Origin of the sequence: Pseudonocardia parietis (assembly GCF_017876315.1) — a bacterium.
Classification (GTDB): domain Bacteria; phylum Actinomycetota; class Actinomycetes; order Mycobacteriales; family Pseudonocardiaceae; genus Pseudonocardia; species Pseudonocardia parietis.
In genome coordinates, this window is the sequence record NZ_JAGINU010000001.1 from 492,957 (window position 1) to 517,251 (window position 24,295).

The following is a 24,295-nucleotide window of genomic DNA, read 5'->3' on the forward strand; positions in this document are numbered from 1 at the left end:
TGATGGGCGGTCGGGTGCGGGCGGCCGGGTGCTACCCCGCTGTCGTGTCGCCGGCCGGGTCTCGGGGGCCGTCATACGTGGCGGCCATGCTCTGCAACAGCCGGTAGCCGATGGTCTTGCGGTCCACCGACATCACCCGTTCGCACGCGATCAGGCCCGGCAGCACCTGCACGCACTCGTCAATCGTCTCCTGGTCGGGCGCGTCGAACAGCATGTAGTACTCGCTGGTCTCGATGTTGCCGCACCCGCCCAGCCACACGACAGGACCGCGCGGCGGATCCTCCATCGATCCGGCGACCACGCCTGCCATCGGCAGGACGTGGTCCTGCATGACCTCGCCGCCCTCCGGCAGGCGCTGCCTGACCAGGAACCTCATCGGCACTCCGGGAAGTCGTGGGCGTCGCCGACGCCCTCCTGCTTCAACCTGAACTTCTGGATCTTTCCGGTCTCGGTCATCGGAAGGGCGTCGACCAGCCGCACGTACCGGGGCACCGCGAAGCGCGGCAGCTCGGCCCGGCAGGTGTCGACGATCCGTTCGGGGGTGAGACCGGAGTCGGGCTTCACCACGACCGCCACGGCGATCTCCTCCTCACCGTGCTCGGACGGCACCGGATACGCCGCCACCTCCACCACGCCCGGGGCGCGGTGGACGGCTTCCTCGACCGTCTGGGCTGCGACGTTCTCCCCACGCCTGCGGATCATGTCCTTGATCCGGTCGACGTACCAGAGGTAGCCGTCCTCGTCGAGGTAGCCGGCGTCGCCGGTGTGCAGGCCGAAGTTGCGCATGACCTCGAGCGAGGTCTCCGGCTGGTTCCAGTAACCGCTGAACGTGGACCACGGTTCGTCGGAGGAGACCACGATCTCGCCGGTCTCCCCGGCGGGCAGCGGCCGGTCCTCCTCGTCCACGATCCGCACCCGGTACGGCGGGTACGCCCGGCCGCACGCCTCCGCCGGGCCGTCCAGATTGAGCACCGAGATGTTGCCCTCGGTGCTCGCGTAGCCCTGGAAGACCTCGATCCCGAACCGCTCGCGCATCGCGATGCCCACGGAGTCCGGCCGGGGGGCGAGGATCCCACGGGTGATCGAGTGGTCACGGTCGCCCGGTGTGGGCTCCTGGGCGAGCAGGAAGTGGCCGACCGAGACGACGCCGTGCATGGCCGTGGCACCGAATGCGCGCGCCTGGTCGAAGAAGGCGGCGCCGCTGAACCGGCGGACCAGCCCGCACCGGGCGCCGGCCAGGATGCAGGCCCCGGCGTTCATGTAGCGCCCGCCGCCGTGGAACAGCGGCAGGATGCTGATCATCGTGTCGTCCCCGGTGAGCCGCAGGGCGGCGGCGGTCCGCTCGGCGATCCGGTAGCTGTGCAGGTTCGGGAGCAGCGCACCCTTGGGCAGGCCGGTCGTCCCCGACGTGTACATGATCGAGGACGGGGTGCTGGGACGGACCCCGTCGACCGTCGGGAAGTCCCGTCCGCCGCCGTCGAGCATCTCGTCCACGCTCGGCAACCGGCCGGTGACCTGCTCGGCGGCACCCTCGGGGGCGATCTCGACGATCCGGCCCGCGGACCCGTCCGGGAGCGCCGCGACCAGCTGCTCGTGGAATCCCGGTGCGACGATCGAGAGTCGCGGGTCGGCGTCGGCCAGTACGTGCCGCATGCTCGCCCCGACCAGGGCCGGGTTGATCGGGACCTCGATCGCACCGAGCTTGGAGAGCGCGACCCCCAGGTAGAGCACCCGCAGGTCGTTCGCGACCAGCGTCGCGACCCGGTCACCGGGCCGGATGCCCATCTCGTGCAGGCCGGCCGCGATCGCGCCCGCCCGCTGGTCGAGCTGCCCGTATCCGAGCGTCACGCCGTCGTCCTGCACCAGGCAGATCCGGTCCGGGGCCGTCGCGGCCCACCGCTCGACCACCTTGCTGAACACCCGATCGTCGGGCCCGAGGCCGAGCGGTGGTTCGAAGGTGAGGTCGGCGGGCGGCGTCCAGCTCACGACATCCCCTGCGGGGGCGCGATGATGCGCTCGCTGGAGGTCACGGCCAGGCACGACCGGCACTTGACCACCCGGAGCCAGCCCCGGTAGTCCACGAGCCGGTACCGGGCCAGCGTCCCGGCCCCGCACTCACCGCACGTACCGCCCACCGGATCCACCGGTTCGGTGATCGTCATCTCGGTCGGTTGGGGAAACAGCACGTCACACTCCCTTGCCGGTCGCGCCGCCGCGGGCGGCCTGCTCGCTGCTGTAGATGCCGTCCCGCAGGTCCTGCCGGACGTCCACGGCGTCCCGCTCCGCCGGGTCGCCGTGCCCGCCCCCGCCCGCGGTCTGGAACACCACCACGTCACCGGTGCCGAACGGGACACCGGCGCGCTTGCTCAGCATGAACCGGGCATCCTCGGTGTCCGGCGCCACCGGCTGCCCGGTCCCGGGATCGGCGAACCCGGCGACCACCTCTCCGGAGCCCAGCTCGTTCCCGGCGATCCAGTCGTCGAGCGCCTTGCGGTGCACCGTGATCGACGCACGGCTGCCCGGGTGGCCGCCGAAGACGCCCTTGGTCGGGAACCGGCACTGGTCCAACTGGAAGATCGACTCGACATCCGTGCGCGGCACGAGCACCGCCCGGGTGGCCGGTCCGCCGCGATGGCGCCCCGCCCCCGCGGTGTCCGCCACGAACTCCTTGGCCAGCATCAGCACCGGGTAGGAGATCTCGTCCAGCTCAAGCGAGGGCTCCACGCAGTTCCCGCCCTCGACCAGGGTGAACGAGCAACCGTCCGACCGTGCGGACCCGCCGTAGGGTCCGGAGTAGACCCGCATCGCGACGAACGGCGCCGGCGCCGGGCCCCGGGTGTCCATCCCGGCGAAGCCGAGCACACCGACGTCGTCGTAGTTCTCCCCGACCGCGAGGGACTCGGCGGCCTGCGACACCGCCAGCTTGACCAGGTTCAGCGCCTTGGTGAACAGCATCGTGTGGCCGGCGTTGGTGGACATCGGCGGCAGCGCGTGCAGGCAGCTACCCGGCGGCACGACGACGTGGATCGGCCGGAAGCCGCCCGCGTTCGGGCTGATCCCGATGGACTCCAGGATGGCACCCACCCCGAGATGTGCCGCCGAGACCGTGTCCGACCACTGCGAGGCGTATCCGAACCACTCCTCGCGACAGCTTCCGGAGTAGTCGACCTCGATCCGGTCGGCGTGCTTGCGCACCGTGCAGCGCAGCAGCATGGGGTTGCCGTCGGCGTCGTTGTCGAGGTGGTCCTCGGCCTCGTAGACGCCGTCGGGGATCTCCATCAGGGCACGGCGGACCGCCCGCTCGGAATAGTCCAGCGTGTACTGGCTCGCCGCGATGTAGGTCTCGGCGCCGTAGCGTTCGATGTACCGCTCGGCCATGTCGACGCCCAGCTGCAGAGCGGAACGGACCACCTGCAGGTCGTTCAGCGACAGGTCCGGGATCCGGGTCTGCTCGGTGAACAGCTCCATCGTCTCCTGGACGAGCTCACCGCCCCGGTAGAGCAGCCGCGGGGAGAGCTTGATCCCCTCCGCGTACATGTCGCGCTGCAGTCCGGCGCCCAGCCCACCGGGCACCGGGCCACCGATGTCGAGCCAGTGGGTGATGCTGACCGCGAAGCCCATCAGCCGATCCCCGTGGAAGATCGGCATGAGCGCGCCGACGTCGTTGACGTGGCTGCCGCCCTGGTACGGGTCGTTGTAGATCAGGACGTCGCCGGGCCGGAAGCGGTCGGCTCCCCACCGTTCGATCGCCATTCGCGCGTAGAACTGGTTGATCACGTAGTGGGCCGGCGCGGAGGTCGCCATCGCGACCGCGTCGAAGTCCAGGTCGCGGTCCGGGGCATGCGGTGCGAGCAGACCGATCCCGAAGTCGTTGGTCTCGTTGAGCAGCGGGCTCAGCGCGGCGGTGTTGATCTTCAGCTGCATTTGCAGCGCGACGAACCGCAGGGCGTGCCGGAGCACCTCGGCGGTCGTCAGGTCCAGCCCGTACCGCTGCTCGATCTCCTCGGCATAGGGCACGGAACGGTCGGTTGTGGTCGTGCTCATCAGACGCTCCCCTCCAGGCCCACCACGATGTCGCCTCGGTCGTCCACCCGGGCCACGTCACCCGCGACCAGGACGCAGGTCGAGCTCGGCGCCTCCAGCACGGCCGGACCGCGAACGACCTGGCCGGGGGCCAGCTCCGTGGACCGGTAGATCTCGACCGGGATCCGTTGCCCGCCCAGCACGACCTCGCGCAGGCCGACGGGATGCGCCTCCGGCCGCTGCGGCAGTGGCGCCGGCCGGGGCGCCGGGGTGTCGGCGGCGAGGACCCGCACCCGCAGGCTGGCGATCTGGATCGGTGCGGGCAACGCGTAACCGAACTGGCGGGTATGAGTTGCGCCGAACTCCTCGGTCAGGTGCGCGACCGGGTCGGCGTGGGTCGGGTCGACCCTGGTCGGCAGCTCCCAGCGCTGGCCCATGTACATCGCGTCGACGATGAACTCGACGTCGACCTCGTCGGCGGGCCTGCCGAACCGCTCGACCGCGGTCACCGCCGTCTCGCGCAGGGTGTCGAACGCGGCGACGACGGTGTCCGGGGTGCCGACGCTCATCATCGGCACAACCTCCTCGTGCACGTGGGATCCCTCGAGGAGACCGAAGGCCGAGAACACCCCGGCCAGCGCCGGGATCACCACCTTCGGAATCTGCAGCACCCTGGCCACCTGCGTGGCGGCGAGCGGGCCGGCGGCCCCGTAGGCGAGCAGGCCGAACTCCCGTGGGTCCACCCCGCGGTACACGGTGAGGTGCCGGATCGCCTCGGCCATGCTGTTCACCGCGACCTCCATCGCGGTGGTCGCGACCTCCCCGGCCCGGGCACCGAGCCGCTCGCCGAGATCGGCGAAGACGCGTTCGGCGGCGCCGAGATCCGGGTGGATCTCCCCGCCGAGCGCGGTCTCCGGGTTGAGCCAGCCCAGCAGCAGCGCGGCGTCGGTCACCGTCGGCGCCGTGCCACCACGCCCGTAGCAGGCAGGCCCGGGGTCGCTGCGCGCGCTCTGCGGACCGACGTGCAACCCGCCGGCCGGGTCGACGGAGATGATGCTGCCGCCGCCGGCCCCGATGCTGTGGATCTCCAGCACGGGCATGCTGACCACGATGTCGTGCTCGAGCTCCAGCTCGCGCGCGGTCGCCGCCCGCCCGTCCGCCACGACGGCGACGTCGGTGCTCGTCCCGCCCATGTCGAGGCCGACCAGGTTGGGCAGATCGAGCAGGCGCGCGTACGACTGGACGCCCATCACCCCGCCGACCGGGCCGCTGTTCAACGTCGTGACCGGCCGGTCGGCGGTGGTCTCCGGGGTGTGCAGGCCGCCGCTGTTGGTCATGAACATCAGCGGTGCGCCGTGCCCGCCGTCGGCCAGGCGCTTCTCCACGGAGCGGGTGTAGGACGCCATCAACGGCTGGGCATAGGCGTTGAGGACGCAGGTGGAGAGCCGGTTGTACTCCCGCGGGAACGGGGCGATGTCCGACGAGATACTCACCGCGACGTCCGGGAACCGCTCGCGGATCAGTTCCGCGGCACGCTGCTCGTGCGCCGGGTACTTGTAGGCGTGCAGGAAGCAGACGGCGATGCTGAGGCAGCCCTGCTCCCGGAGCGACGCCACCTCCTCCAGCAGGCCGGACTCGTCGAGCGGGACCAGCACCTCGCCCTCGGCGGTCATCCGCTCGGCGACCGTCCGGCGCAGGTGCCTCGGGATGAGCGGGCGCAGCTCGTGCGGACGCCGCCAGCGGGGGTCGTCGATGGCCTCCGGGGAACGCCATCCCCGGCCCATGTCCAACAGGTCCCGGAACCCCTGGGTGGTGACCAGGCCGACCGTCGCACCGCGCCGGGTCAGGATGGCGTTCAGGGCGACGGTGGTGCCGTGCACGATCCGGTCGATCTCGGCGGGCCCCAGCTCGGCCTTCTCGATCGCGTTGAGCAGGCCGCGGGCCAGATCGTCGTATGTGGTCAGTGACTTGGTGACGACGCGTACCCGGTCGCCGTCGGCGACGACGAGGTCGGTGAAGGTCCCGCCGGTGTCGATCCCGATTCGCATGGTCATTCGGCCTCCTCGTGCTCGTACGGGAACTGGACGACGCGGCGGTCGCCGGCAGACCAGGGTCGGATCGCGGCGGACGTGTCGTCCCGCCACCGGACAGCTCGGTTCATCGTGATCGCTCCTTCGTTGGACGACCCTGGTGGATCAGTGGAATCTAACCTTTACTGACTGGGAGGTAAAGTATCGCGCCCGCACGGAGCGGTCAACGTTCGCGGCCGTCGTGCGAGGTCGTGCGCCGGTGGTCCGGCCTGCCGGTCAGTCGGCCGGCGGCAGCACGTAACCACTGAGGAGGCCGAACACGTGCTCGGCCAGGTCCTCCGGGCTCAACCGGCCGTTGGGCCGGTACCAGCGGGAGACCGACAGCAGCATCCCGTTGATCAGGTTCACCGCGACGCCCACGTCGAGGTCGGCCCGTACGACCCCCGCCCGGACGCAGTCGTCGAGCAGGTCGGCGGCAGCACGGTTGACGTCCCGTGCCCACGACCGGTAGTTGCGCCGGGCCTGTTCGGAGAGTTGGTGCTGGTCGGCGGTCAGGACCGCGTAGTAGGTCTGGTAGCGGATCGCCGAGTTGACGTGCAGCAGCACGTAGTCGTTCAGCTTCGAGCGCTCGTCCCGATCGCTGCGGACGATCTCCTCGATGCCGTGCCGGAGCGGGTAGATGATCTGCTCCACGATCGTCTCCAGCAGCCACCGCTTCGAGGTCACGTACTGGTAGACGGTCGGTTTGCTGACACCCGCCTCGGTCGCGATGTCGGTGATCGTCGTCTCGACGAAGCCCTTGCGCTCGAAGGCTCGGGCTGCCGCGTCGACGAGTTCCTGCACGCTGGTTGCACGCTGCCGTGCCACGGCGCCGTCACCTCTCTCCCGGTCGTTCGCGTGTGCCGACACCCCGTGCCGACCGGAGGCCGGTCAGCGGGGGGGCATCCGGATGGCGGCGTCGAGCCGGACGCACTCCGCGTTGAGATATGGATTCTCCACCATCTGCCGGACGAGCAACGCGAACTCCTCCGGCCTGCCCAGCCGGGCAGGCTCGATCATCACGGCCTCCAGGGCGAGCCGGGTCGACTCGGGCAGTCCGGCCGCCATCGGCGTCTCGAACAGTCCGGGCGCGACAGTGTTCACCCGGACACCGGTACCGGCCAGATCACGCGCCACCGGCATGGCGAGCGCGATCACCCCGGCCTTGCTGGCGCTGTACGCGGCCTGCCCGCTCTGTCCCTCGAACGCGGCGCCCGAGGCGGTGTTCACGATCACGCCGCGTTCGCCGTCGATCGGCTCGTTGCCCACCATGACCGCGGCCGCGGTCCGCATGACATTGAAGGTGCCGAACAGGTTGATCGCGACCACCCGCTCGAAGTCCGCCTGCCGAGCGGGCCTGCCGCGGGAGACGATGCGTGCCCCGGACACGACCCCGGCGGTGGTCACCGCGATGTGCAGCCCGCCGAACGCGTCGAGGACCTCGTCGACGGCGTGCCCGACGGCGTCCGCGTCGGTCACGTCGACCTGTATGCCGAACCCCTCCGGCAGGGAGCTCGCCACCTCCCGGGCCGCTATCGGGTCCGCGTCCAGGACACCGACCCGTGCCCCGGCGGATGCGAGGTCCATGCAGGTCGCCCGGCCCAGACCGGATCCGCCGCCGGCGACCAGCGCGACCTTGCCCTCGATCTTCACGTGTGGCTCCTCTCTCGTCCGCGGACCGTCACCGGCCGGTGAAGCGGGGTTCCCGGCCCTGTGCGAAGGCGGCCAGTCCCTCGGCGAAGTCGTCGGTCGAGGCGTACGCCTCGCAGGCGGCCATCTCCTGCGCGGCCGCCCGGTCCGGCGAGGTCCCGGCTCCGGTGTCGACCAGTCGTTTCATCCCGGCGATCCCGGTCGGGCTGTGCCGCCCGATGCGCTCGGTGAGCGCCTCGACCGCCCGCTCCAGCTCCCCGGCCGGGACGACCTCGGTCACCAGACCGGCCTCGCGCATCCGCTCGGCGTCCCACCGCTGCGCGGTGAACAGCAGCTGCTTGGCCCGGTTCGCCCCGATGCGGCGCGGCAACCGGGTGGTACCGCCTGCCGCCGGGAACATCCCGTAGCGGGCGTGTCCGTCGGCGAAGGTGGCGTCCTCGGTGGCCACGACGAGGTCGCAGGCTAGTACCAGTTCCAGGCCACCGGCGATCACGCCGCCCTGCACCGCGGCGATCACCGGCCGAGGGCTCTCGACGAGGGCGTCGAACACCTCGGCGGCCCGGTGCAGGAACCGGGGCAGGTCGCTCTCCCCGTGCAGGGCACGCGCCATCGCGAGATCCGCCCCGGCGCAGAACGACGGCCCTCGTGCCGCGATGACCACCGACCGCACCGCCGGGTCCCGCTCGGCCCGGTCCAGGCCGGCGGCGAGCTCGTCGAGCAGCTCGAGCGACAACGCGTTGTGGACGTCCGGTCGGTCGAGCGTGAGCCATGCCGCGCTGCCCCGGACGGTGCACTGGACGACATGGTTTGTGGATGCGGGCACGCGGCCCCCCGTTCTCGAAGTGGTGTGCGGGTCGGGCGCGGTCGGCTCAGCCGTCCCGGCGACGCGAGGCACCGGGTGGGCGGACCCGCCCGCTGCGGCCGTCGGCGCGGACCAGCGCCGGCCCGGCCGGATCGATCAGCTCCCCGTGCTGCTCACGGTGGTGGGAGTGGGCGAGCTGGTGCAGGTCGAAGGTGGACTCCACGGTGGACCGCAGGCCCTGCCGGTCCAGGGCGCGGTTGACCGCGCGCTTGGCGAGGCGCACCCCGAATGCCGGACGGCTCGCGATCCGCTCGGCGAGCGCCATCGTCTCCGCCTCGAGATCGGCCCGCGGGACGACCCGGTTGACCATTCCCAGCGCCTGCGCGTCGAAGGCGTCGATCGCCTCGCCGGTGAACAGCATCTCCTTGGCCCGGCGCGCCCCCAGCTCCCACGGATGCACGAAGTACTCGGCCGCCGCCGACCCGAACGCGCTGCTCGGGTCCAGGAACACGGCGTCGTCTCCGGCGACGATGAGGTCACAGGGCCAGATGAGCTCCAGCCCGCCGCCGACCACCCTGCCGTGCACCTGGGCGATCAACGGACGAGGCAGGTCTCGCCAGCGCAGGCAGAGCCCGAGGAACAGCTCCTCCTCGACCGCGTACCAGCCCTCGGCTCCCGGACCCTCGAAGCCGCCGGTCAGGGTCCGGGGGCAGACACCCTCCATCGAGTAGGCGCTCTCGACGTCCAGGTCGTGCCCCGAGGAGAAGTCCGGGCCGTCGGCGCTCAGCACGATGACCTTGACCTCGGGGTCCAGCACCGCCTTCTGATAGGCGGCGTCGATCTCGTGCAGCATCGCCCGGTCCTGCGCGTTCCGCTTCTCGGGACGCGCGAGGGCCACCCGGGCCACACCCGGGGCCGGTCGCTCGTAACGGACCCTCGTCCAGTCGTCGGTGCTCATCACAGCTCCTGTCGTCGTCGACGTCACGCCCATCGGGCGCCGGTATCAGCTCGCGAGGATCGTGACCGAGGCGACCGCGGCCTCCGGGCCCAGATACCCACCGGCGTTCTCCGCGAGCCCGATCCGGGCCCCCGGTACCTGCCGGGCGCCGGCCCGGCCGCGCAGCTGGTCCGCGAGCTCGGCCACCTGGGCCAGGCCGGTGGCGCCCAGCGGGTGCCCCCGGGACAGCAACCCACCGCTCGGGTTGACCGGTAGCCGCCCGCCGAGGGCGGTCTCCCCCGCGCGGAGCAGCGCGGGGGCCTCGCCCGCCGCGCAGAGTCCGAGCTCCTCCAGCCCGATCAGCTCGGCGGGGGCCGCCGCGTCGTGACACTCGACCACGTCGACGTCGCCGGGACCGATCCCGGCCTGCTCGTAGACGCGCGCCGCCACCGCGGGGACCAGCTCGCCGTAGTCACCGGCCCGGCCCGCTCCGATACCGACCGCGAGCAGCCGCACCGGGTCGGCCCCCCTGCGGCGGGCCAGCTCCGGGGTCGTGACGACGACCGCCGCCGCCCCGTCGCTCATCGGCGCACACATCGGCAGCGTGAGCGGGTCGCTGATCCGTCGGGCGGCCAGCACCTCGGAGACCGAGAGCTCGGCGCCGTACTGCGCCCGCGGGTTGGCCAGTCCGTGCCGGGCGTTCTTCACCACCACCCGGGCGAAGTCCTCGGGGGTCGCATCGGTGCGGTCCAGGTACCAGCGGGCGAACCGCGCGTAGATGTCCATGAACACCGACCCGTCGCCGCCGGTACCGAGCTCGCGACGGATCTCCTCCAGGCGTTCCTGGTCGAGGGCCGAGGTGAGCGCGGCCAGCGCGCGCGCCCGGTCCGCGATGGCGAGCTTCTCGGCACCGATCGCGATCGCGACGTCGACCTGCCCGGACGCGACCGACAGCCAGGCCTGGTGCAGCGCCGTCGAGCCGGACGCGCAGGCGTTCTCCACGTTGATCAGCGGGATCCCGGCCAGCCCGGTCCCGCGCACGGCGTGCTGCCCGCGCACCGACTCCTGTCCCTGCAGCAGGCCGGACAGGACGTTGCCGAAGTAGACGATCCCGGCGTCGGCGGCGGGGGTGCCCGCGTCGGCGAGTGCCTCGTCCGTCGCCTCGCTGACGAGCGAGGCGATCGAGCGGTCCGGCATCCGGCCGAACGTGGTCATTCCGACTCCACCGACCACGACGTCACGCATGCCCACCACCCTGCTTCCCTGATCCATGAACGAAGCTTAACTTACTAGATAGGTCAGTTTCCTACCAGCATCTCGCTCTGCAGGCCTTCACCGTAACCTCCGCGCCCAGCCTTCGTTGAGTTTACCGACTAGTCAGACAAGGAGGTCGCGATGTCAGCAGAGACACCACCAGCTCTGAAGCCGCTCGTGCCCCTGGGCGGGTTCTTCGCGATGGCGCTGGACGCCGTGCAGGCCGCATTCCGGCGCCCCTTCCAGTGGCGCGAGGCGGTGTTGCAGGCGTGGTTCGTCGTGCGGGTCTCACTCGTGCCGACCGTGCTGGTGATGCTCGGGTTCATGCTGCTCGTGATCTTCCAGGTGAACCTGCTGCTCACCGACCTCGGCGCCCTCGACCTGTCGGGTGGTATCGCCGGTATCGCCGCGATCCAGCAGATCGGGCCGTTCGTCACCGTGGTGGTGATCGCCGGGGCGGGCGGTACCGCGATCTGCGCGGATCTCGGCGCCCGGACGGTCCGCGAGGAGATCGCGGCGATGGAGGTCCTCGGGATCGACCCGGTCCAGCGGCTCGTCGTCCCGCGCGTCCTGGCGATGGTCGTCGTCGGCCAGGTCCTCAACGTGATCATCTGCGCCGGCGGGCTGGTCGGCGGCTACTTCTTCTCGGTCTACCTGCAGGGCGCCACACCGGGCGCGTTCCTGGACAGCATCCCGCTGTTCACCGGGATCCCCGAGCTGATCGTCAGCCAGATCAAGGCCCTGGTCTTCAGCGTCATCGCCGCTCTCATCGCCTGCTACCGGGGGCTGACCGTCTCCGGAGGTTCGAAGGGCGTCGGCGACGCCGTCAACCAGGCCGTGGTCATCACGATCACGGTCCTGGTCCCGGTCAGCCTCACCATCACGCTCGTCCAGTTCGCGGTCCTGTAGGGGGTCTGATGTCGCAACGCGGTGCCGCGGACGCGGTCCGAGAGATCATCATGGCCCCGGTGCGGACCATCGACGTGCTGGGCCGCCAGGGCCTGTTCTACGGCCGGGTGCTCGGCCTGGTCCCGGCCACGGTCCGCCGGTACCGGAGGGAGATCATCCGGCTGGTCGCGGAGCTGGGGATGGGCGCCGGAGCGCTCGCGCTGATCGGCGGCTCGGCCGTGATCGTCGGCTCGATCACCTTCTTCGCCGGCGCGGTCGCCGCGGCCCAGGGGTTCGAGTCGTCCAACAGCATCGGCGTCGGTTCGCTGAGCCCGCTGCTGGCGGCCTACTTCACCGCCCGGCTCTCGACGCCGCTGCTGGCCGGTGTGGCACTGGCCGTGACCATCGGTGCGGCGACCACGTCCCAGATCGGCGCGATGCGGATCTCCGAGGAGATCGACGCACTCGAGGTGATGTCCGTGCCACCGATGCGCTACCTCGTGACGACCCGGGTCGTCGCCGGGCTGGTGGTGATCACCCCGCTCTACATCTTCGCGTCGCTGGCGGGCTTCCTCGCCGACTACTTGATCCTGGTGTTCTTCTACGACACCGGGGCCGGGAACTTCAGCCACTACTTCTTCCTGTACCTGACCCCGCTCGACATCGTGTTCGCCTACATCCAGGTGGTCGCGATGGTCGTGGTGGTGATGCTGGTGCACACCTACTACGGCTTCCACGCCTCCGGTGGGCCCGCCGGGGTGGGCGAATGCGTCGGCCGTTCGGTGCGGACGTCGATGTCCGCGGTGATGCTGGTCAACCTGCTGGTGGCGATGGCTCTGTACGCCAACTTCGACACCTTCAACCTGGCGGGCTGAACGGTGACCGAACCGAGCCCGTCCAAGGTCCGTCTCGTCGGCGTCGTCTTCCTCGTGGTGCTCGGGATGGTGTTCGCGCTCGCCTGGGCGCTCTACACCCAGAGCTTCCGCAGCACCGTCACGGTCAGCCTCCAGGCCGGCCGCGTCGGCCTCGTCATGGACACCGGCAACAACGTGCGGTTGCGGGGGGTCGAGGTCGGCCGGGTCACCGCGATCGAACCGACCCCGCAGGGCGCGGTGCTGACCCTCGGCCTGGACCCCGACCAGATCGGTCGCATACCGGCCGACGTCATCGCCGAGATCGTCCCGACGACCGCGTTCGGCACCAAGTACGTCAGTCTCGTCGAGCCGCCCGAGCCGGGCCCGGGCCGGATCACCGAGGGCGCGGTCCTGCACAACTCGGCGGTGACCGTCGAGCTGAACGACGTCTTCGCGAACCTGTCCCGGCTGCTGGACTCGATCGATCCGGCGAAGGTGAACGCCACCCTCGGCGAGCTGGCGCGGGCGCTGGACGGGCGCGGCGACTCGATCGCGGCGCTGGCCGCCGTCACGGACGGGTATCTCACCGATCTGAGCCCGAAACTGCCGGTGCTCCAGCGTGACCTCGAGGCCCTGGCCGACGTGTCCCAGCTCTACGCCGACGTCGCCCCCGACCTGCTGCGCGTCCTCGACAACCTCACCGTCACCGGGCGCACCGTGGTCGACCAGGCCGACCAGCTCGACGCGTTCCTGGCCGGTGTCACCCTGCTCGCCCGGACCGGTGACGACGTGCTCCGCGAGAACCACGAGGGCCTGGTCACCGCGCTCGACGTGCTGCGACCGACCACGGATCTCCTGCACGAGTACGAGCCCGGCCTCACCTGCTTCATCACCGGTCTGGACCGGACCCGCCAGGCACTCGAGCCGGGGATCGGCGGGGCGTCACCGGAGATCCGGCTGAACTCCACGATCACGCTCGGCCAGCCGCCGTACGAGAACCCGCGGAACCTGCCGAAGATCGGCGCGGCCAACCCGCCCGCCTGCCACGGTCTGCCCTTCGTGGACGAGACCGAGCGACCGACACCGCAGATCCGGACCGACACCGGGCTCGATCCGCACACCGGAGAGGTCCGGCCGGGCCGTCCTCCGGTCGCCGAGCTCCTGTTCGGACCGCTGCTGACCACCGAGCCCTCCGGAGGTGACTCGTGAGCGTCCGCGCCGACGCCGTCAAGGTGATCGTCTTCCTCGTGGTGGGTGCGCTGATGGGCGGACTGCTGTGGCTGACCCTCGGCCGGTACACCCTCGGAACGACCTCCACCACCTACACGGCGGACTTCACCGATGTCAGCGGCCTGCGCGCCGGAGACCTCGTGCGGGTCGCCGGGGTGCGGGTGGGGCAGGTCGACGAGCTGTCGATGACGGCGGAGAACCTGGTCCGGGTCCGCATCGACGTCGATGCCGACCAGCCGCTGCTGCGCACCAGCACGCTGCTCGTCCGCTACGAGAACCTGGTCGGTGACCGCTTCGTCGAGCTCAGCGACGTGCCCGGCGTCTCCGCCCCGCAGGACGCGAACGCCGTCATCGGGCCCGATCGCACCGTTCCGGCGCTCGATCTCGACGTCCTGCTCAACGGGTTCAAGCCACTGTTCCAGGGGCTACGCCCGGAGCAGGTCAACGCGCTCGCCGAGAACATCGTCGGCACCCTGCAGGGCCGGGCCGGAACGGTCGAGTCGCTCCTCGGGCACACCGCCTCGCTGACCGGGACGCTCGCCGACCGCGACGAGGTGATCGGACGGGTGGTCGGCAACCTCAACACCGTGCTCGGCACGGTCGACGCACGCGACCGCGAGTTCTCGACCACGATCGACCGGCTCCAGCGGCTGGTGTCCGGCCTGGCCGGCGAGCGGAGCACCATCGGGTCGGCGATCACCGAGGTCGACGGGCTGGCCGGCGACCTGAGTGGCTTGCTGGCCGAGGCCAGACCCCCGCTCCGGGGCACGATCGAGCAGCTCGGACGCACCGCGACGGTGCTCGACGAGAACCAGGACTCGCTCGATGCGGTACTCGCCCAGATCCCCGTGGCCTACCAGAGCCTGACCCGGGTCGGGTCGTACGGATCGTTCTTCAACTTCTATCTGTGCAGCATCCAGGTGAAGGTGACCGGACCGGACGGCAGACCGATCGACTCACCGACCATCGGGTCGAACCAGAACACCCCGAGGTGCCGGCTGCCATGATCCGTTTTCGCGAACTGAACCCGGTGTCGATCGGCGCGGCCGGACTGGCACTCGTACTCGTGGTCCTGGGCCTCGCGCTGAACACCGACCGGCTCCTCGCCCTGGCCGGAGCCGGGCACAGCGCGTTGTTCGCCGAGGCCGGTGGCCTCAAGTCCGGGGACCCGGTGCGGGTCGGTGGCTTCGACATCGGCCGCGTCACCGCCGTCGAGCTCGACGGTCCCGACGTCCGGGTCGACTTCCGGGTGACCGACGACGACGCGCAGCTCGGGGCGGAGACCAGGGCCTCGGTCGGGGTGGCGACCATCCTCGGGCAGAAGTACCTGAAGCTCGCCCCGACCGGCGGTGGGGAGCTGGGCGGCGATCCGATCCCGCGATCCCGGACCTCGGCGCCCTACGACCTCCCCGCGGCGCTGGAGACCCTGACCGAGACGTCCGAGGCGATCGACACCCCGCGGCTCGCCGAGGCACTCGACACGATCTCCGACACCCTGCACGGCCGGGCACCCGAGCTGCGGGCGGCGGTGGACGGCGTCAACCGGCTGTCGCACACCGTGGCCTCCCGCGACCAGGACCTGCGGGACCTGTTGACGAACGCCAAGGGCGTCAGCGCGGTGCTTGCCGAACGGTCGGGGCAGCTGCGCCTGCTGCTCGGCGACGGGAACCTGCTCCTCGGTGAGCTCGAGTCGCGCCGGCAGGCGATCGGGGACCTGCTCCGCAACGCCTCGGCACTGTCCCGGGAGCTCCAGGGCCTGGTCCGCGACAACGAGCACCAGATCGGCCCCGCCCTGGACCGGCTGAACGCGGTGATCGCCGTGCTGGAGGACAACCGGGACAACATCGAGCAGATCCTGGAGGGCGCCGGGATCTACGCGACCGGGCTCGGCGAGGCCGTCTCGAACGGCCCGTTCTTCAACTCCTACGTCCAGAACCTGGTGCCGGGCAACCTCATCCCGCTGGCGGACCACCTGCCGGGGCTCGCTCCGCCCCTCGCGCCGTCCGGAGGCAACTGATGAACAGACGCTCCATCGCGCTGCTGGCAGCCGGCGTCGCCGTGCTGCTGGTGATCGGGGTGATCACCGCGCTGTCGACCACGGGCCAGCGGTCGGCGACCGCGTTCTTCGAGAACAGCACCGGGCTCTACGAGGGCGACGAGGTCCGCATCCTCGGGGTGCCGGTCGGCGTGGTCGACCGGATCACCCCGGACGGCCCCGCGATCCGGGTGGAGTTCAGCTACGACGCCGACCAGCCGGTCCCGGCCGACGCGAAGGCCGCGATCGTGGCGCCGTCGCTGGTCACCAGCCGTTACCTGCAGCTCGCCCCGCGGTACACCGGAGGGCCGGTACTGCCGGACGACGCGGAGATCCCGATCGAACGCACGGCGGTCCCGGTCGAGTGGGACGAGATCAAGGAACAGCTCAGCCGGCTGTCCACCGAGCTGGGTCCGCAGGCCGGGGACCCGCAGGGGTCGCTGGCCCGTGCCCTCGGCGTCGGCGCCGAGACCCTCGGCGGTCAGGGGGCGGCGATCAACGAGACGATCACCGAGCTGTCCCGGGCGATGACGACCCTCGCCGGCGGGAGCGACGACCTGTTCGCGACCGTGCGCAACCTGCAGGTGTTCACCGAGGCGCTGTCGACGAGCGACCGGCAGATCGTCGAGTTCGGGCAGCGGCTGGCGTCCGTGTCGGGGGTGCTGGCCGAGAACGAGCAGCAGCTCGGCCGGGCGGTCGTGGACCTGCGGGAAACCTTCGAGGTCGTGCACGGTTTCGTCGAGGAACACCGCGAGCGGCTCGGGACCTCCGTGCGCGAACTGGACGACCTCTCCGGGCTCCTGGTCGAGAACCAGGATCGGCTCGCGAAGGTGCTGCATGCCGCGCCGACCCCGCTGGTCAACCTCTACAACGCCTACCAGCCGGGCACCGCCTCGGTGCACGGACAGGTGGCCGTCGGCAACTTCGCCAACCCGGCCCTGTTCGTCTGCTCGGGGATCGCCGCGGCCGGGGCGCTTCCACCCGACGATGCGGCCCGCGTGTGCGCGGAGCAGCTCGGACCGCTGCTGAACGTGCTGACGATGAACTATCCGCCGGTCTCGGTGAACCCGCTGACCCGGCAGGGGACCGATCCGGGGCCCGGGACACCGATCGAGGCACCGGACAGGCGGGCCGACATCCTGCCGCCGCTCACCGGCCCGGGTGGACTGGCCGAGCAGGTCGCTCCCGGAGAGGGGACCCCATGATCCGGCCACTCGGACGTCGCAGGCGGATCTCGGTGACCGTGCTCGTCGTCTCCATGCTGACGGTGCTGACGGGATGCCGGTTCGACGGTGTCGGGAGCCTGCCGTTGCCGGGCGCGATCGGCACCGGGCCCGGCTCGTTCCGCGTCGAGGTGGAGCTGCCCGACGTCGGGACGCTGAAGCCCAACGCGCAGGTCAAGATCGGGGACGTGCCGGTCGGCACGGTCACCGCGCTGAGCGTCCGGAACTGGCACGCGGTCGCCACGGTCAGCCTGCGCGGCGACGTGGAGCTCCCCGCCGACGCGGTCGCCGCGGTCGGCCAGAACTCGTTGCTGGGGGCGACCCATCTGGAGATGGCCGCCCCTCCGGAGCGGTCCACGAGCGGGCGGCTCGAGGAGGGCGGCCTGGTCCCGCTCGAGCGGACCCGCGCGTATCCGACGACCGAACAGGTCCTGGCCGCGACCTCGACCGTGCTCAACGGGAGCGGGCTCAACCAGCTGGAGACCACGACGAGAGAGCTGCAACGGGCACTCGGCGGACACGACGGTGCGGTCGGACGCCTGCTGCCCCGGCTGGACGAGTTCGTCGGCGGGCTCGACGCCCAGCGTGACGACATCGTGCGGGCCCTCGACGGCCTGGACCGCCTGTCCGGGACGCTGGCCGAGCAGAACCAGGTGCTCGCCGGCGCGCTCGACCAGCTCCCTCCGGCACTCGAGGTGCTCGAACGGGAGCGGACCGACCTCACGAACGCGCTGGCGCGCCTGCGCGACCTCGGTGTCACCGGGCGTGCGGTGGTCGCGGACACCCGCCAGGACCTCGTCGGCAACCTGCGCAACCTCGAGCCGGTACTCCGGTCGCTCGCCGATGCGGACCGGTCGCTGGTAGATGTGCTGGGCCTGGCGCTCACCTTCCCGTTCCCCGCGGCGACCGCGCCCAACGCCTGCCGCGGCGACTACTGCAACCTCAACCTCACGCTCGACCTGCGGCTCGAGAAGCTGGATGCGGGACTGCTCTCGGGGACCCCGGCGGCGGGACCGCCGAGCGTCACCGGTGAGCTGCTCGGCGAGGTCGCCGACGGTGCAGCCGGGGACGCGGCCGACCCGCTGCCCCAGGTCCTGCCGGGCGCGCAGCCCGGGGATCCGGCCCCGGAGCCCGCGCCGGCGGCCCCGGCATCACCGGAACCGGCCCGAGAACCTGCCCCGGAGCCGGCGCGCGACGGCGGGTTCCTCGGTGGGCTCCTCGGAGGTGGCTCGTGATCCTCACCCGGTTCATCCGCATCCAGCTCACCGTCCTGGTGATCACCGCCCTGATCGGCGCCGTGGTACTCGGGTCGGTCTATCTGCGGGTCCCGGCTCTGCTGGGAGTCGGCAAGTACCAGGTCACCGCGGAGTTCACCGACGCCGCCCGGCTCTACGAACGGGCGGAGGTGACCTACCGAGGGCGGCCGATCGGTCAGGTCACCGGGGTCGCCCTCGGCGACGGGCGCGGGGTGCGGGTCGACATGCAGCTCGACTCCGGCATCGACATCCCGGCCACCGTGCGGGCCGAGGCCCGCAGCATGTCCGCGGTCGGCGAGCAGTACGTGGACCTCACAGCGGGCCCGGCCGACGGCAGCCGCCTCGAACCGGGAGCGGTCATCCCGATGGACCGCACGACCGTGCCGCTGCAGATCGGTCCGGTTCTCGACCAGGTGAACTCCCTGGTCGAGGCGCTCCCCGAGGAGGACCTGCGGACGGTCGTCGACGAGACGTACGACGCCTTCCGGGGCACCGGGCAGCCGTTGCAGGAGATCATCGACGGTGGCCGGACGCTGGTCGACGCCGCGGCCCGCGACTTCGAGCCGACGGCACGGCTGCTCGACCAGCTGGGTCCGCTCCTCGACACCCAGACGGAGATCGATCCGGAGCTGCGCTCCCTCAGCCGGGACCTGGCGGTGGTCACCGACCGGCTGCGCGCCTCCGACGGCGACATCCGTGGCCTGCTCGCGGCGACGCCGGCGTACACCGAGGAGGTCGTCGGCCTGCTCACCGACATCCGGCCGACCGTGCCGGTCCTGCTCGGCAACCTCACCAGCGTCGGCGAGGTCCTCGAGGTCTACAACCCGAACCTGCGCCAGCTCCTCGTCGTCTACCCGCTTGTGGCCTCGCTCGGCCAGTCCGCGTCGCTGGCCAACGGGGACGAGGCCAGGCTGAACGTCGATCTGGACCTGGCGGTGAACGCCCCGCCGCACTGCGTGGAGGGGTTCGTCCCGGCCGACCGGTGGCGCGATCCCGCGGACACCTCGCCCGCGGAACCCATCGACGCGTACTGCCGGCTGCCCGCGGACGACCCGACCGGCGTTCGCGGCGCACGCAACACCCCCTGCGCGGAGTTCCCCGGCCGGCGGGCCGCGTCACCGGAGGACTGCCGCGGCGGCGGCTCGCCGGTCACCGCACCCGGCAACCCCCCGTTCCCGCCGGGATCACCGGCCGGGGACCTGCTCGGCGGCGATGCGCACGGCGACGACCCGGAGCAGGTCAGCGCGGTCCCCTACGACCCGGTCACCGGCCGGGTGGTCGGACCGGACGGGACCCCGTTCTACCTCGCCGACGTGGCGAACCCGCACACCTCGATGAAGGGAAGGACATGGCAGAGCCTCCTGCTGTGGACGATCGACCGGTGACCGAGGTCCCGGACGACACCGAACACTCCGGCCCGGTCGCGACCACCCCACCGCAGGGAGCCGATCGGCGGCACCGCCGTGCGGCCCTGGCCCTCACCCTCGCCCTGGGGATCGCGCTGGTGGCAGCCGTCGCCGGCGGGATCACGGCGGTCGGGTCGTCGACCGCCGACCGGGCCGGGAACGAGGCCGTGGCCGCGGCCCGGCAGGTCGCGCTCGAGCTCACCTCGATGAAGGCGGCCACCGCCGAGGCGGACCTGCAGCGGCTCCTCGCGAACTCGACCGGCGAGTTCCACGACGAGTTCGTGGAGCGGCGGCAGGCGTTCGTGGACATCGTGCAGCGGGCCCGGGTCGACACCACCGGGGAGGTCGTCACGGCGGGCCTCGACTTCGAACGGGACGGCACCGCGCACGTCCTCGTGGCCGTGCACTCCACGGTGCGCAACTCGGCCGCGGAGCAGGGCGAGCCCCGGGACTACCGCCTCGGGATCTCGCTGGAACACGTCGACGGGCGCTGGCTGGCGTCGAAGGTGGACTTCGTCGCATGACGGAACGGAACGGAGAATCGGTGGACACGACCGGCACCGCGCAGCAGGAACCCACCGGTACGGGTAGCCGGACGGTGGCCGAACGGATCCGTGGGGCGGGTACCGCACCGATCCGGCTGGTCCGGCGCCGGTTCGAGCACCGGCCCCGGCAGGTGCTGGCCGGGCTCACGGTCGCGGTGACCGTCTGCGCAGTGCTCGCGGGTGGGTTCTGGACGCTCGCACTCGTCGACGCCGCGAGCCGGTCGGCTCGTACCGACGCGGTGGACGCGGCCGCACGGACCACGACGGCGCTGCTCAGCTACGACCCGCAGAGCGTGGACGGCGTCGTCGAGCGGGTGGGCGGCGAGCTGACCCCGGAGTTCCGGGCGGACTACGGCGTGTTGATCTCCCAGGTCGTCGCCCCGGCGACCGCGGAGCAGCAGGTGACCACCGAGGCGCAGGTCGTCGGGTCGGCCCTCGTGCCGGAGGAGAGCCGGGGTGACCGGGTCGTCGCGTTGCTGTTCGTCAACCAGACGACGCGTGCCGCCGAGGACGGTGCGCCACGAGTGGCCGGTAGCCGGGTCGAGGTGACGATGAACAACGTCGACTCCCGCTGGCTCGTCGCCGGCATCACGCCGGTCTGAGGAGGAGGACGATGACAGGGGTCGAGGTCCAGGTCGAGGGGCTGACGAAGTCCTTCGGGAAGGCCAACATCTGGTCGGACGTGACGCTGACGCTGCCTCCGGGTGAGGTGTCGGTGTTGCTGGGGCCGTCGGGGACCGGCAAGTCGGTGTTCCTGAAAACGTTGATCGGACTGCTGAAGCCCGAACAGGGATCGATCGTGATCAATGGAACGGATCTGGTGCGGTGCAGCGAGACGGAGCTGTACGAGATCCGGAAGTTGTTCGGAGTCCTGTTCCAGGACGGCGCGCTGTTCGGGTCGATGAACCTCTACGACAACATCGCCTTCCCGCTGCGCGAGCACACGAAGAAGTCCGAGACACGGATCCGCGACATCGTCGCCGACAAGATGGACATGGTCGGCCTCACCGGTGACGAGGGCAAACTGCCCGGGGAGATCTCCGGCGGTATGCGCAAGCGCGCGGGGCTCGCCCGCGCGCTGGTGCTCGATCCCGAGATCGTCCTCTTCGACGAGCCCGACTCCGGTCTGGACCCGGTCCGTACCGCTTACCTCAATCAGCTGATCATCGATCTGAACGCCCGGACCGATGCGACGTTCCTGATCGTCACCCATGACATCAACACCGCGCAGACGGTGCCGGACAACATCGGCCTGCTCTATCGCAAGCACCTGGCGATGTTCGGCCCGCGCGAGCAGCTGCTGACCTCCGACGAGCCGGTCGTCGCGCAGTTCCTCAACGGCCGCCGCGAGGGTCCGATCGGGATGAGCGAGGAGAAGGACTCGGCCCAGGCGGAGCGGGAGATGGCCGAGGCCGGCGCACTCGAGGGGCGGCCACCGATGAAGCCGCAGCTGGGGACGAGTACGGGCCTCGGCGAGCGCAGCGCCGTCGCCCGTCGCCGGGACCGGGTCGAACGGATGCTGCACACCCTCTCGCCCGCTGCCCAGCAAGCGATCAGGGAGTCGCACGCGCACGACGCGACGGGACCCGACCTCGCGACGCAGGTGATCCCGCGAGTCGGGTCGCGCTGACCCCGGCAGGGTGTCAGGTGGTGGCCTCGGCCTGTTCCCGATCCCGTCAGGTCGTGGCCCGCTCGCGGACCACACGCCGGAGCACCTTGCCGACCGGCGTCCTGGGCAGCTCGTCGACGAATCGCACGCTGGTCACCTTCTTGACCGAGCCGAGTCGCTGCCGCGTCCAGTCGATGAGCTCGGCCTCCGAGACCTCATCGTCGTGGCGCTCGTCGCGCACGATCTCCGCGTAGGGGGTCTCGCCCCACTTCGGGTGCGGGATGCCGACCACCGCCGCCTCGCGGACACCCGGGTGCGCGGTCAGCGCGTTCTCCAGCTCCGCGGGCCAGATATTGAAGCCACCGGAGATGATCATGTCTTCCTTGCGGTCGGCGAGGTAGAGGAACCCGTCCTCGTCCAACCAGCCCATGTCCCGGGTGCGGACCCACCCGTCCGGGGTGATCCGTGCCGCGGTGGCCTCGGGATCGCGCCAGATCTCGACCATCCGCCCCGGCGAGTGCACGGTGATCTCCCCGATCTCGCCGGCCGGCAGCTCCCGGTCGGCGTCGTCGACGATCCGGATCCCCGAGCTCGGGGTGGCCCTGCCGGCGGAACGCAGCCACCGGCGCTGTGCGGGAGTCCCGTCCACGATGTGGTGCTCGGGCAGCAACGCCGCGACCGGGATCGCCTCGCTCTGCCCGTAGCTCTGATGCATGATGTTGCCCCACAGCTCGAGCGCGTCGACCAGCACCGACTCCGGGATCGGCGAGGCGCCGTAGAGCACCAGGCGCAGGCTGGACAGGTCCCTGGAACCGACATCGGGATGCCGGGTGATCATCTGCACCATGGTCGCGACGAGCACCGACAGCGTGACCCGTTCGCGTTCCACCAGCTCGACGAACTCGCCCACGTCGAACGACGGCATCACCACGATCGCGCCGCCCGCGGTGAGTACCGGCCAGACCGGGACACCGGCGGCGTGGCTCAGCGGACCCGCCGCGAGATAGCGGTCTTCGTGGTTCAGCGCGGGCTCGATCCCGGCGAGCGTCTCCGCACCGACGGCCATCCAACCGCGTAGCGAGTGCAGGATCCCCTTCGGAAATCCGGTGGTGCCGGCCGAGAACCGGATCTGGTAGGGCGCCTCCGGGTCGAGATCGATCTCCACCGGGTCGGCGGGTGCCTCGGTCATCAACCGCTCGTAACCGGGCACCCCGGGCTGTTCACCCATGACGATGACGGTCCGCACGGTCGCCGACTCCCGCAGGGCGGGTTCCAGTGCGGGGTAGTACTTCGCCTCGATGATCAGCGCCGCCGACTCGGTCAGATCGAGCAGGTAGCGGTGTCGCTCGGCGAGATCGTGGGTGTAGAGCGGACAGCGGACGAACCCACCGAGGGTGACCCCGGCGAGCAGTTCCAGGGACGCGGGTCCGTTGTCCACCAGCAGCGCGACCCGCTCGCCCTGCTCGATCCCGGCCCGGCGCAGGACGTGGACCAGCTTCCGGGCACGCTCGTGGAGCTCGCGGTGGGTCTGCCGGGTGTCCCCACAGATCAGCGCGACGTCGTCACCGCATTCCTCGGCGTTGCGGCGGAGCACCTCCGCCGGGTTCACCGGGCGGGCTCCGCCGGTCACACCGGCACCTCCACCGACGTCGCCGTCAGCTGGGCCGTGCCCTGCACGCCCTGGATCGCCTCGAAGAAGCCGTCGGCCGCGGCCATCAGGAACCGGTGGCCGTCGGCCCCGCCGAGCGCGCAGCTGTAGACGTTGGTCCCGTCCGGGTGCTCGATCTCGTCGACGATCTCACCGGCCGGCGAGACCCGCACGAAGCGCTGGTTCGCGGCGTCGGAGACCCACACGTGATCCTGCGAGTCGATCGCCAGACCGTCCGGCGCCACCTCGACCGCACCGAGCATCTCCTGCGCCCCGGCGGGTTCGGGGGTCGGCCCGAAGGCGGCGAGCACCCGACGCTCGCTCAGCGTCCCGTCCGCACCGATGGTGAACGCGGTCAGCCGGCCGGCGAAGGACTCGGCGACGATGAGGGTCGCGCCGTCGCCGGTGACGACCACACCGTTCGGGCACCACAGGTCCCGTGCCGCAACCGTGACGCTCCCGTCCGGATCGACCCGGAACAGCTCACCCGGCGTGGGATCGGCGCCCTCGGCGATGGCGAACCCGATCGTGCCCACCCAGCTGCGCCCCTGCGCATCGACGATCATGTCGTTGATCCAGTGCGGAGAGACGGCGGACAGGTCGGCATGGGTGCTCACGGTTCCGTCGAGATGACGGCGCAGCAGCAGCCTGTCCTTCATCGAGACCACGACCAGAGACCCGTCCGGCATGAACCCGAGCCCCGAGCACAGGGCCTCCACCTGCATCAGGTCCTCCCGCACGCCGGCCTCGTCGACCGCGAAGACGATCCCGCGCAGGGCGTCGGACGCATACCAGCGGTCGTCGTGCCAGCGGACACCCTCGAAGTAGTCGCCGCCGTCGAGCACCGTGTCGAACTTCCTGCTCAT

23 protein-coding genes are annotated in these 24,295 nt (G+C 71.2%); 11 read left to right on the top strand and 12 right to left on the bottom strand.

Annotation, left to right across the window (positions count from 1 at the left end; all coding sequences use genetic code 11):
* Positions 1-31: 31 nt before the first annotated feature.
* From JOF36_RS02405 to JOF36_RS02450, 10 genes are all read right to left on the bottom strand, one after another.
* Positions 32-376 carry a hypothetical protein gene (locus JOF36_RS02405; protein ID WP_210024801.1) on the bottom strand — a complete coding sequence of 115 codons (345 nt, stop codon included), beginning with the start codon at positions 374-376 and terminating at the stop codon, positions 32-34.
* Positions 373-1,986 (bottom strand): AMP-binding protein, encoded by a 1,614-nt coding sequence (locus JOF36_RS02410; protein ID WP_210024802.1) that lies wholly within the window; start codon positions 1,984-1,986, stop codon positions 373-375. The genes JOF36_RS02405 and JOF36_RS02410 overlap by 4 nt, the downstream gene beginning before the upstream one ends.
* On the bottom strand, positions 1,983-2,186 hold the full coding sequence (locus tag JOF36_RS02415) for a hypothetical protein (protein WP_210024803.1): 204 nt from the start codon (positions 2,184-2,186) through the stop codon (positions 1,983-1,985). Before JOF36_RS02415 ends, JOF36_RS02410 begins: the two co-directional genes overlap by 4 nt.
* A gap of 1 nt (position 2,187) precedes the next feature.
* Positions 2,188-4,044: a hydantoinase B/oxoprolinase family protein gene (locus JOF36_RS02420; protein ID WP_210024804.1), complete on the bottom strand. Its 1,857-nt coding sequence runs from the start codon at positions 4,042-4,044 to the stop codon at positions 2,188-2,190.
* Entirely contained in the window at positions 4,044-6,077 is a 2,034-nt protein-coding gene (locus JOF36_RS02425; protein WP_210024805.1) for a hydantoinase/oxoprolinase family protein, read from the bottom strand. Before JOF36_RS02425 ends, JOF36_RS02420 begins: the two co-directional genes overlap by 1 nt.
* Positions 6,078-6,329: 252 nt before the next feature.
* Positions 6,330-6,920 carry a TetR/AcrR family transcriptional regulator gene (locus JOF36_RS40665; RefSeq protein WP_210024806.1) on the bottom strand — a complete coding sequence of 197 codons (591 nt, stop codon included), beginning with the start codon at positions 6,918-6,920 and terminating at the stop codon, positions 6,330-6,332.
* Positions 6,921-6,983: 63 nt separating this feature from the next.
* Positions 6,984-7,745, bottom strand: a complete 762-nt coding sequence (locus tag JOF36_RS02435) for an SDR family NAD(P)-dependent oxidoreductase (protein WP_210024807.1) — start codon at positions 7,743-7,745, stop codon at positions 6,984-6,986.
* A 28-nt stretch (positions 7,746-7,773) separates the two neighbouring features.
* Positions 7,774-8,565: an enoyl-CoA hydratase/isomerase family protein gene (locus JOF36_RS02440; RefSeq protein WP_210024808.1), complete on the bottom strand. Its 792-nt coding sequence runs from the start codon at positions 8,563-8,565 to the stop codon at positions 7,774-7,776.
* Positions 8,566-8,611: 46 nt separating this feature from the next.
* Positions 8,612-9,502 (bottom strand): enoyl-CoA hydratase, encoded by an 891-nt coding sequence (locus tag JOF36_RS02445; RefSeq protein WP_210024809.1) that lies wholly within the window; start codon positions 9,500-9,502, stop codon positions 8,612-8,614.
* Positions 9,503-9,547: 45 nt separating this feature from the next.
* Positions 9,548-10,753, bottom strand: a complete 1,206-nt coding sequence (locus tag JOF36_RS02450; RefSeq protein WP_245350628.1) for a thiolase family protein — start codon at positions 10,751-10,753, stop codon at positions 9,548-9,550.
* A 123-nt stretch (positions 10,754-10,876) separates the two neighbouring features.
* Between JOF36_RS02450 and JOF36_RS02455 the strand changes: the two genes are divergently transcribed.
* From JOF36_RS02455 to JOF36_RS02505, 11 genes are read left to right on the top strand one after another with little or no spacing between them, the layout of a single operon-like run.
* Positions 10,877-11,644: an MlaE family ABC transporter permease gene (locus tag JOF36_RS02455; RefSeq protein ID WP_210024810.1), complete on the top strand. Its 768-nt coding sequence runs from the start codon at positions 10,877-10,879 to the stop codon at positions 11,642-11,644.
* 8 nt (positions 11,645-11,652) lie between these two features.
* Entirely contained in the window at positions 11,653-12,498 is an 846-nt protein-coding gene (locus JOF36_RS02460) for an MlaE family ABC transporter permease (protein ID WP_210024811.1), read from the top strand.
* A 3-nt stretch (positions 12,499-12,501) separates the two neighbouring features.
* A complete protein-coding gene (locus JOF36_RS02465; protein ID WP_210024812.1) occupies positions 12,502-13,686 on the top strand; it encodes an MCE family protein in 1,185 nt (394 codons plus the stop codon).
* Positions 13,683-14,714, top strand: coding sequence for an MCE family protein (locus JOF36_RS02470; protein WP_210024813.1), 1,032 nt, complete (start codon positions 13,683-13,685; stop codon positions 14,712-14,714). The genes JOF36_RS02465 and JOF36_RS02470 overlap by 4 nt, the downstream gene beginning before the upstream one ends.
* Complete coding sequence (locus JOF36_RS02475) at positions 14,711-15,724, top strand: MCE family protein (RefSeq protein ID WP_210024814.1); 1,014 nt, start codon at positions 14,711-14,713, stop codon at positions 15,722-15,724. Before JOF36_RS02470 ends, JOF36_RS02475 begins: the two co-directional genes overlap by 4 nt.
* Positions 15,724-16,947: an MCE family protein gene (locus JOF36_RS02480; RefSeq protein WP_210024815.1), complete on the top strand. Its 1,224-nt coding sequence runs from the start codon at positions 15,724-15,726 to the stop codon at positions 16,945-16,947. The genes JOF36_RS02475 and JOF36_RS02480 overlap by 1 nt, the downstream gene beginning before the upstream one ends.
* Entirely contained in the window at positions 16,944-18,200 is a 1,257-nt protein-coding gene (locus JOF36_RS02485; RefSeq protein ID WP_210024816.1) for an MCE family protein, read from the top strand. Before JOF36_RS02480 ends, JOF36_RS02485 begins: the two co-directional genes overlap by 4 nt.
* On the top strand, positions 18,197-19,606 hold the full coding sequence (locus JOF36_RS02490) for an MCE family protein (RefSeq protein ID WP_210024817.1): 1,410 nt from the start codon (positions 18,197-18,199) through the stop codon (positions 19,604-19,606). Before JOF36_RS02485 ends, JOF36_RS02490 begins: the two co-directional genes overlap by 4 nt.
* Entirely contained in the window at positions 19,603-20,151 is a 549-nt protein-coding gene (locus JOF36_RS02495) for an Rv1363c family protein (RefSeq protein ID WP_210024818.1), read from the top strand. The genes JOF36_RS02490 and JOF36_RS02495 overlap by 4 nt, the downstream gene beginning before the upstream one ends.
* Complete coding sequence (locus JOF36_RS02500) at positions 20,148-20,774, top strand: hypothetical protein (protein ID WP_210024819.1); 627 nt, start codon at positions 20,148-20,150, stop codon at positions 20,772-20,774. Before JOF36_RS02495 ends, JOF36_RS02500 begins: the two co-directional genes overlap by 4 nt.
* Positions 20,775-20,785: 11 nt before the next feature.
* Complete coding sequence (locus tag JOF36_RS02505) at positions 20,786-21,802, top strand: ABC transporter ATP-binding protein (RefSeq protein ID WP_210024820.1); 1,017 nt, start codon at positions 20,786-20,788, stop codon at positions 21,800-21,802.
* 46 nt (positions 21,803-21,848) lie between these two features.
* On the opposite strand, the gene JOF36_RS02510 is transcribed toward JOF36_RS02505, so the two are convergent.
* Together JOF36_RS02510 and JOF36_RS02515 are read right to left on the bottom strand one after the other, a co-directional pair.
* Positions 21,849-23,411 carry a class I adenylate-forming enzyme family protein gene (locus JOF36_RS02510; RefSeq protein WP_210024821.1) on the bottom strand — a complete coding sequence of 521 codons (1,563 nt, stop codon included), beginning with the start codon at positions 23,409-23,411 and terminating at the stop codon, positions 21,849-21,851.
* The gene (locus tag JOF36_RS02515; RefSeq protein ID WP_210024822.1) at positions 23,408-24,295 is read right to left on the bottom strand and encodes an SMP-30/gluconolactonase/LRE family protein; all 888 of its coding nucleotides are present in this window, start codon (positions 24,293-24,295) and stop codon (positions 23,408-23,410) included. Before JOF36_RS02515 ends, JOF36_RS02510 begins: the two co-directional genes overlap by 4 nt.

Bases quoted from the DNA above. Each gene is read 5' to 3' on its own strand.
- JOF36_RS02460 (WP_210024811.1), top strand. From the start codon at position 11,653: ATGTCGCAACGCGGTGCCGCGGACGCGGTCCGAGAGATCATCATGGCC.
- JOF36_RS02450 (WP_245350628.1), bottom strand. From the start codon at position 10,753: ATGGATCAGGGAAGCAGGGTGGTGGGCATGCGTGACGTCGTGGTCGGT.
- JOF36_RS02505 (WP_210024820.1), top strand. From the start codon at position 20,786: ATGACAGGGGTCGAGGTCCAGGTCGAGGGGCTGACGAAGTCCTTCGGG.
- JOF36_RS02455 (WP_210024810.1), top strand. From the start codon at position 10,877: ATGTCAGCAGAGACACCACCAGCTCTGAAGCCGCTCGTGCCCCTGGGC.
- JOF36_RS02405 (WP_210024801.1), bottom strand. From the start codon at position 376: ATGAGGTTCCTGGTCAGGCAGCGCCTGCCGGAGGGCGGCGAGGTCATG.
- JOF36_RS02515 (WP_210024822.1), bottom strand. From the start codon at position 24,295: ATGAGCAGGAAGTTCGACACGGTGCTCGACGGCGGCGACTACTTCGAG.
- JOF36_RS02445 (WP_210024809.1), bottom strand. From the start codon at position 9,502: ATGAGCACCGACGACTGGACGAGGGTCCGTTACGAGCGACCGGCCCCG.
- JOF36_RS02480 (WP_210024815.1), top strand. From the start codon at position 15,724: ATGAACAGACGCTCCATCGCGCTGCTGGCAGCCGGCGTCGCCGTGCTG.
- JOF36_RS02475 (WP_210024814.1), top strand. From the start codon at position 14,711: ATGATCCGTTTTCGCGAACTGAACCCGGTGTCGATCGGCGCGGCCGGA.
- JOF36_RS02420 (WP_210024804.1), bottom strand. From the start codon at position 4,044: ATGAGCACGACCACAACCGACCGTTCCGTGCCCTATGCCGAGGAGATC.
- JOF36_RS02500 (WP_210024819.1), top strand. From the start codon at position 20,148: ATGACGGAACGGAACGGAGAATCGGTGGACACGACCGGCACCGCGCAG.
- JOF36_RS02425 (WP_210024805.1), bottom strand. From the start codon at position 6,077: ATGACCATGCGAATCGGGATCGACACCGGCGGGACCTTCACCGACCTC.
- JOF36_RS02485 (WP_210024816.1), top strand. From the start codon at position 16,944: ATGATCCGGCCACTCGGACGTCGCAGGCGGATCTCGGTGACCGTGCTC.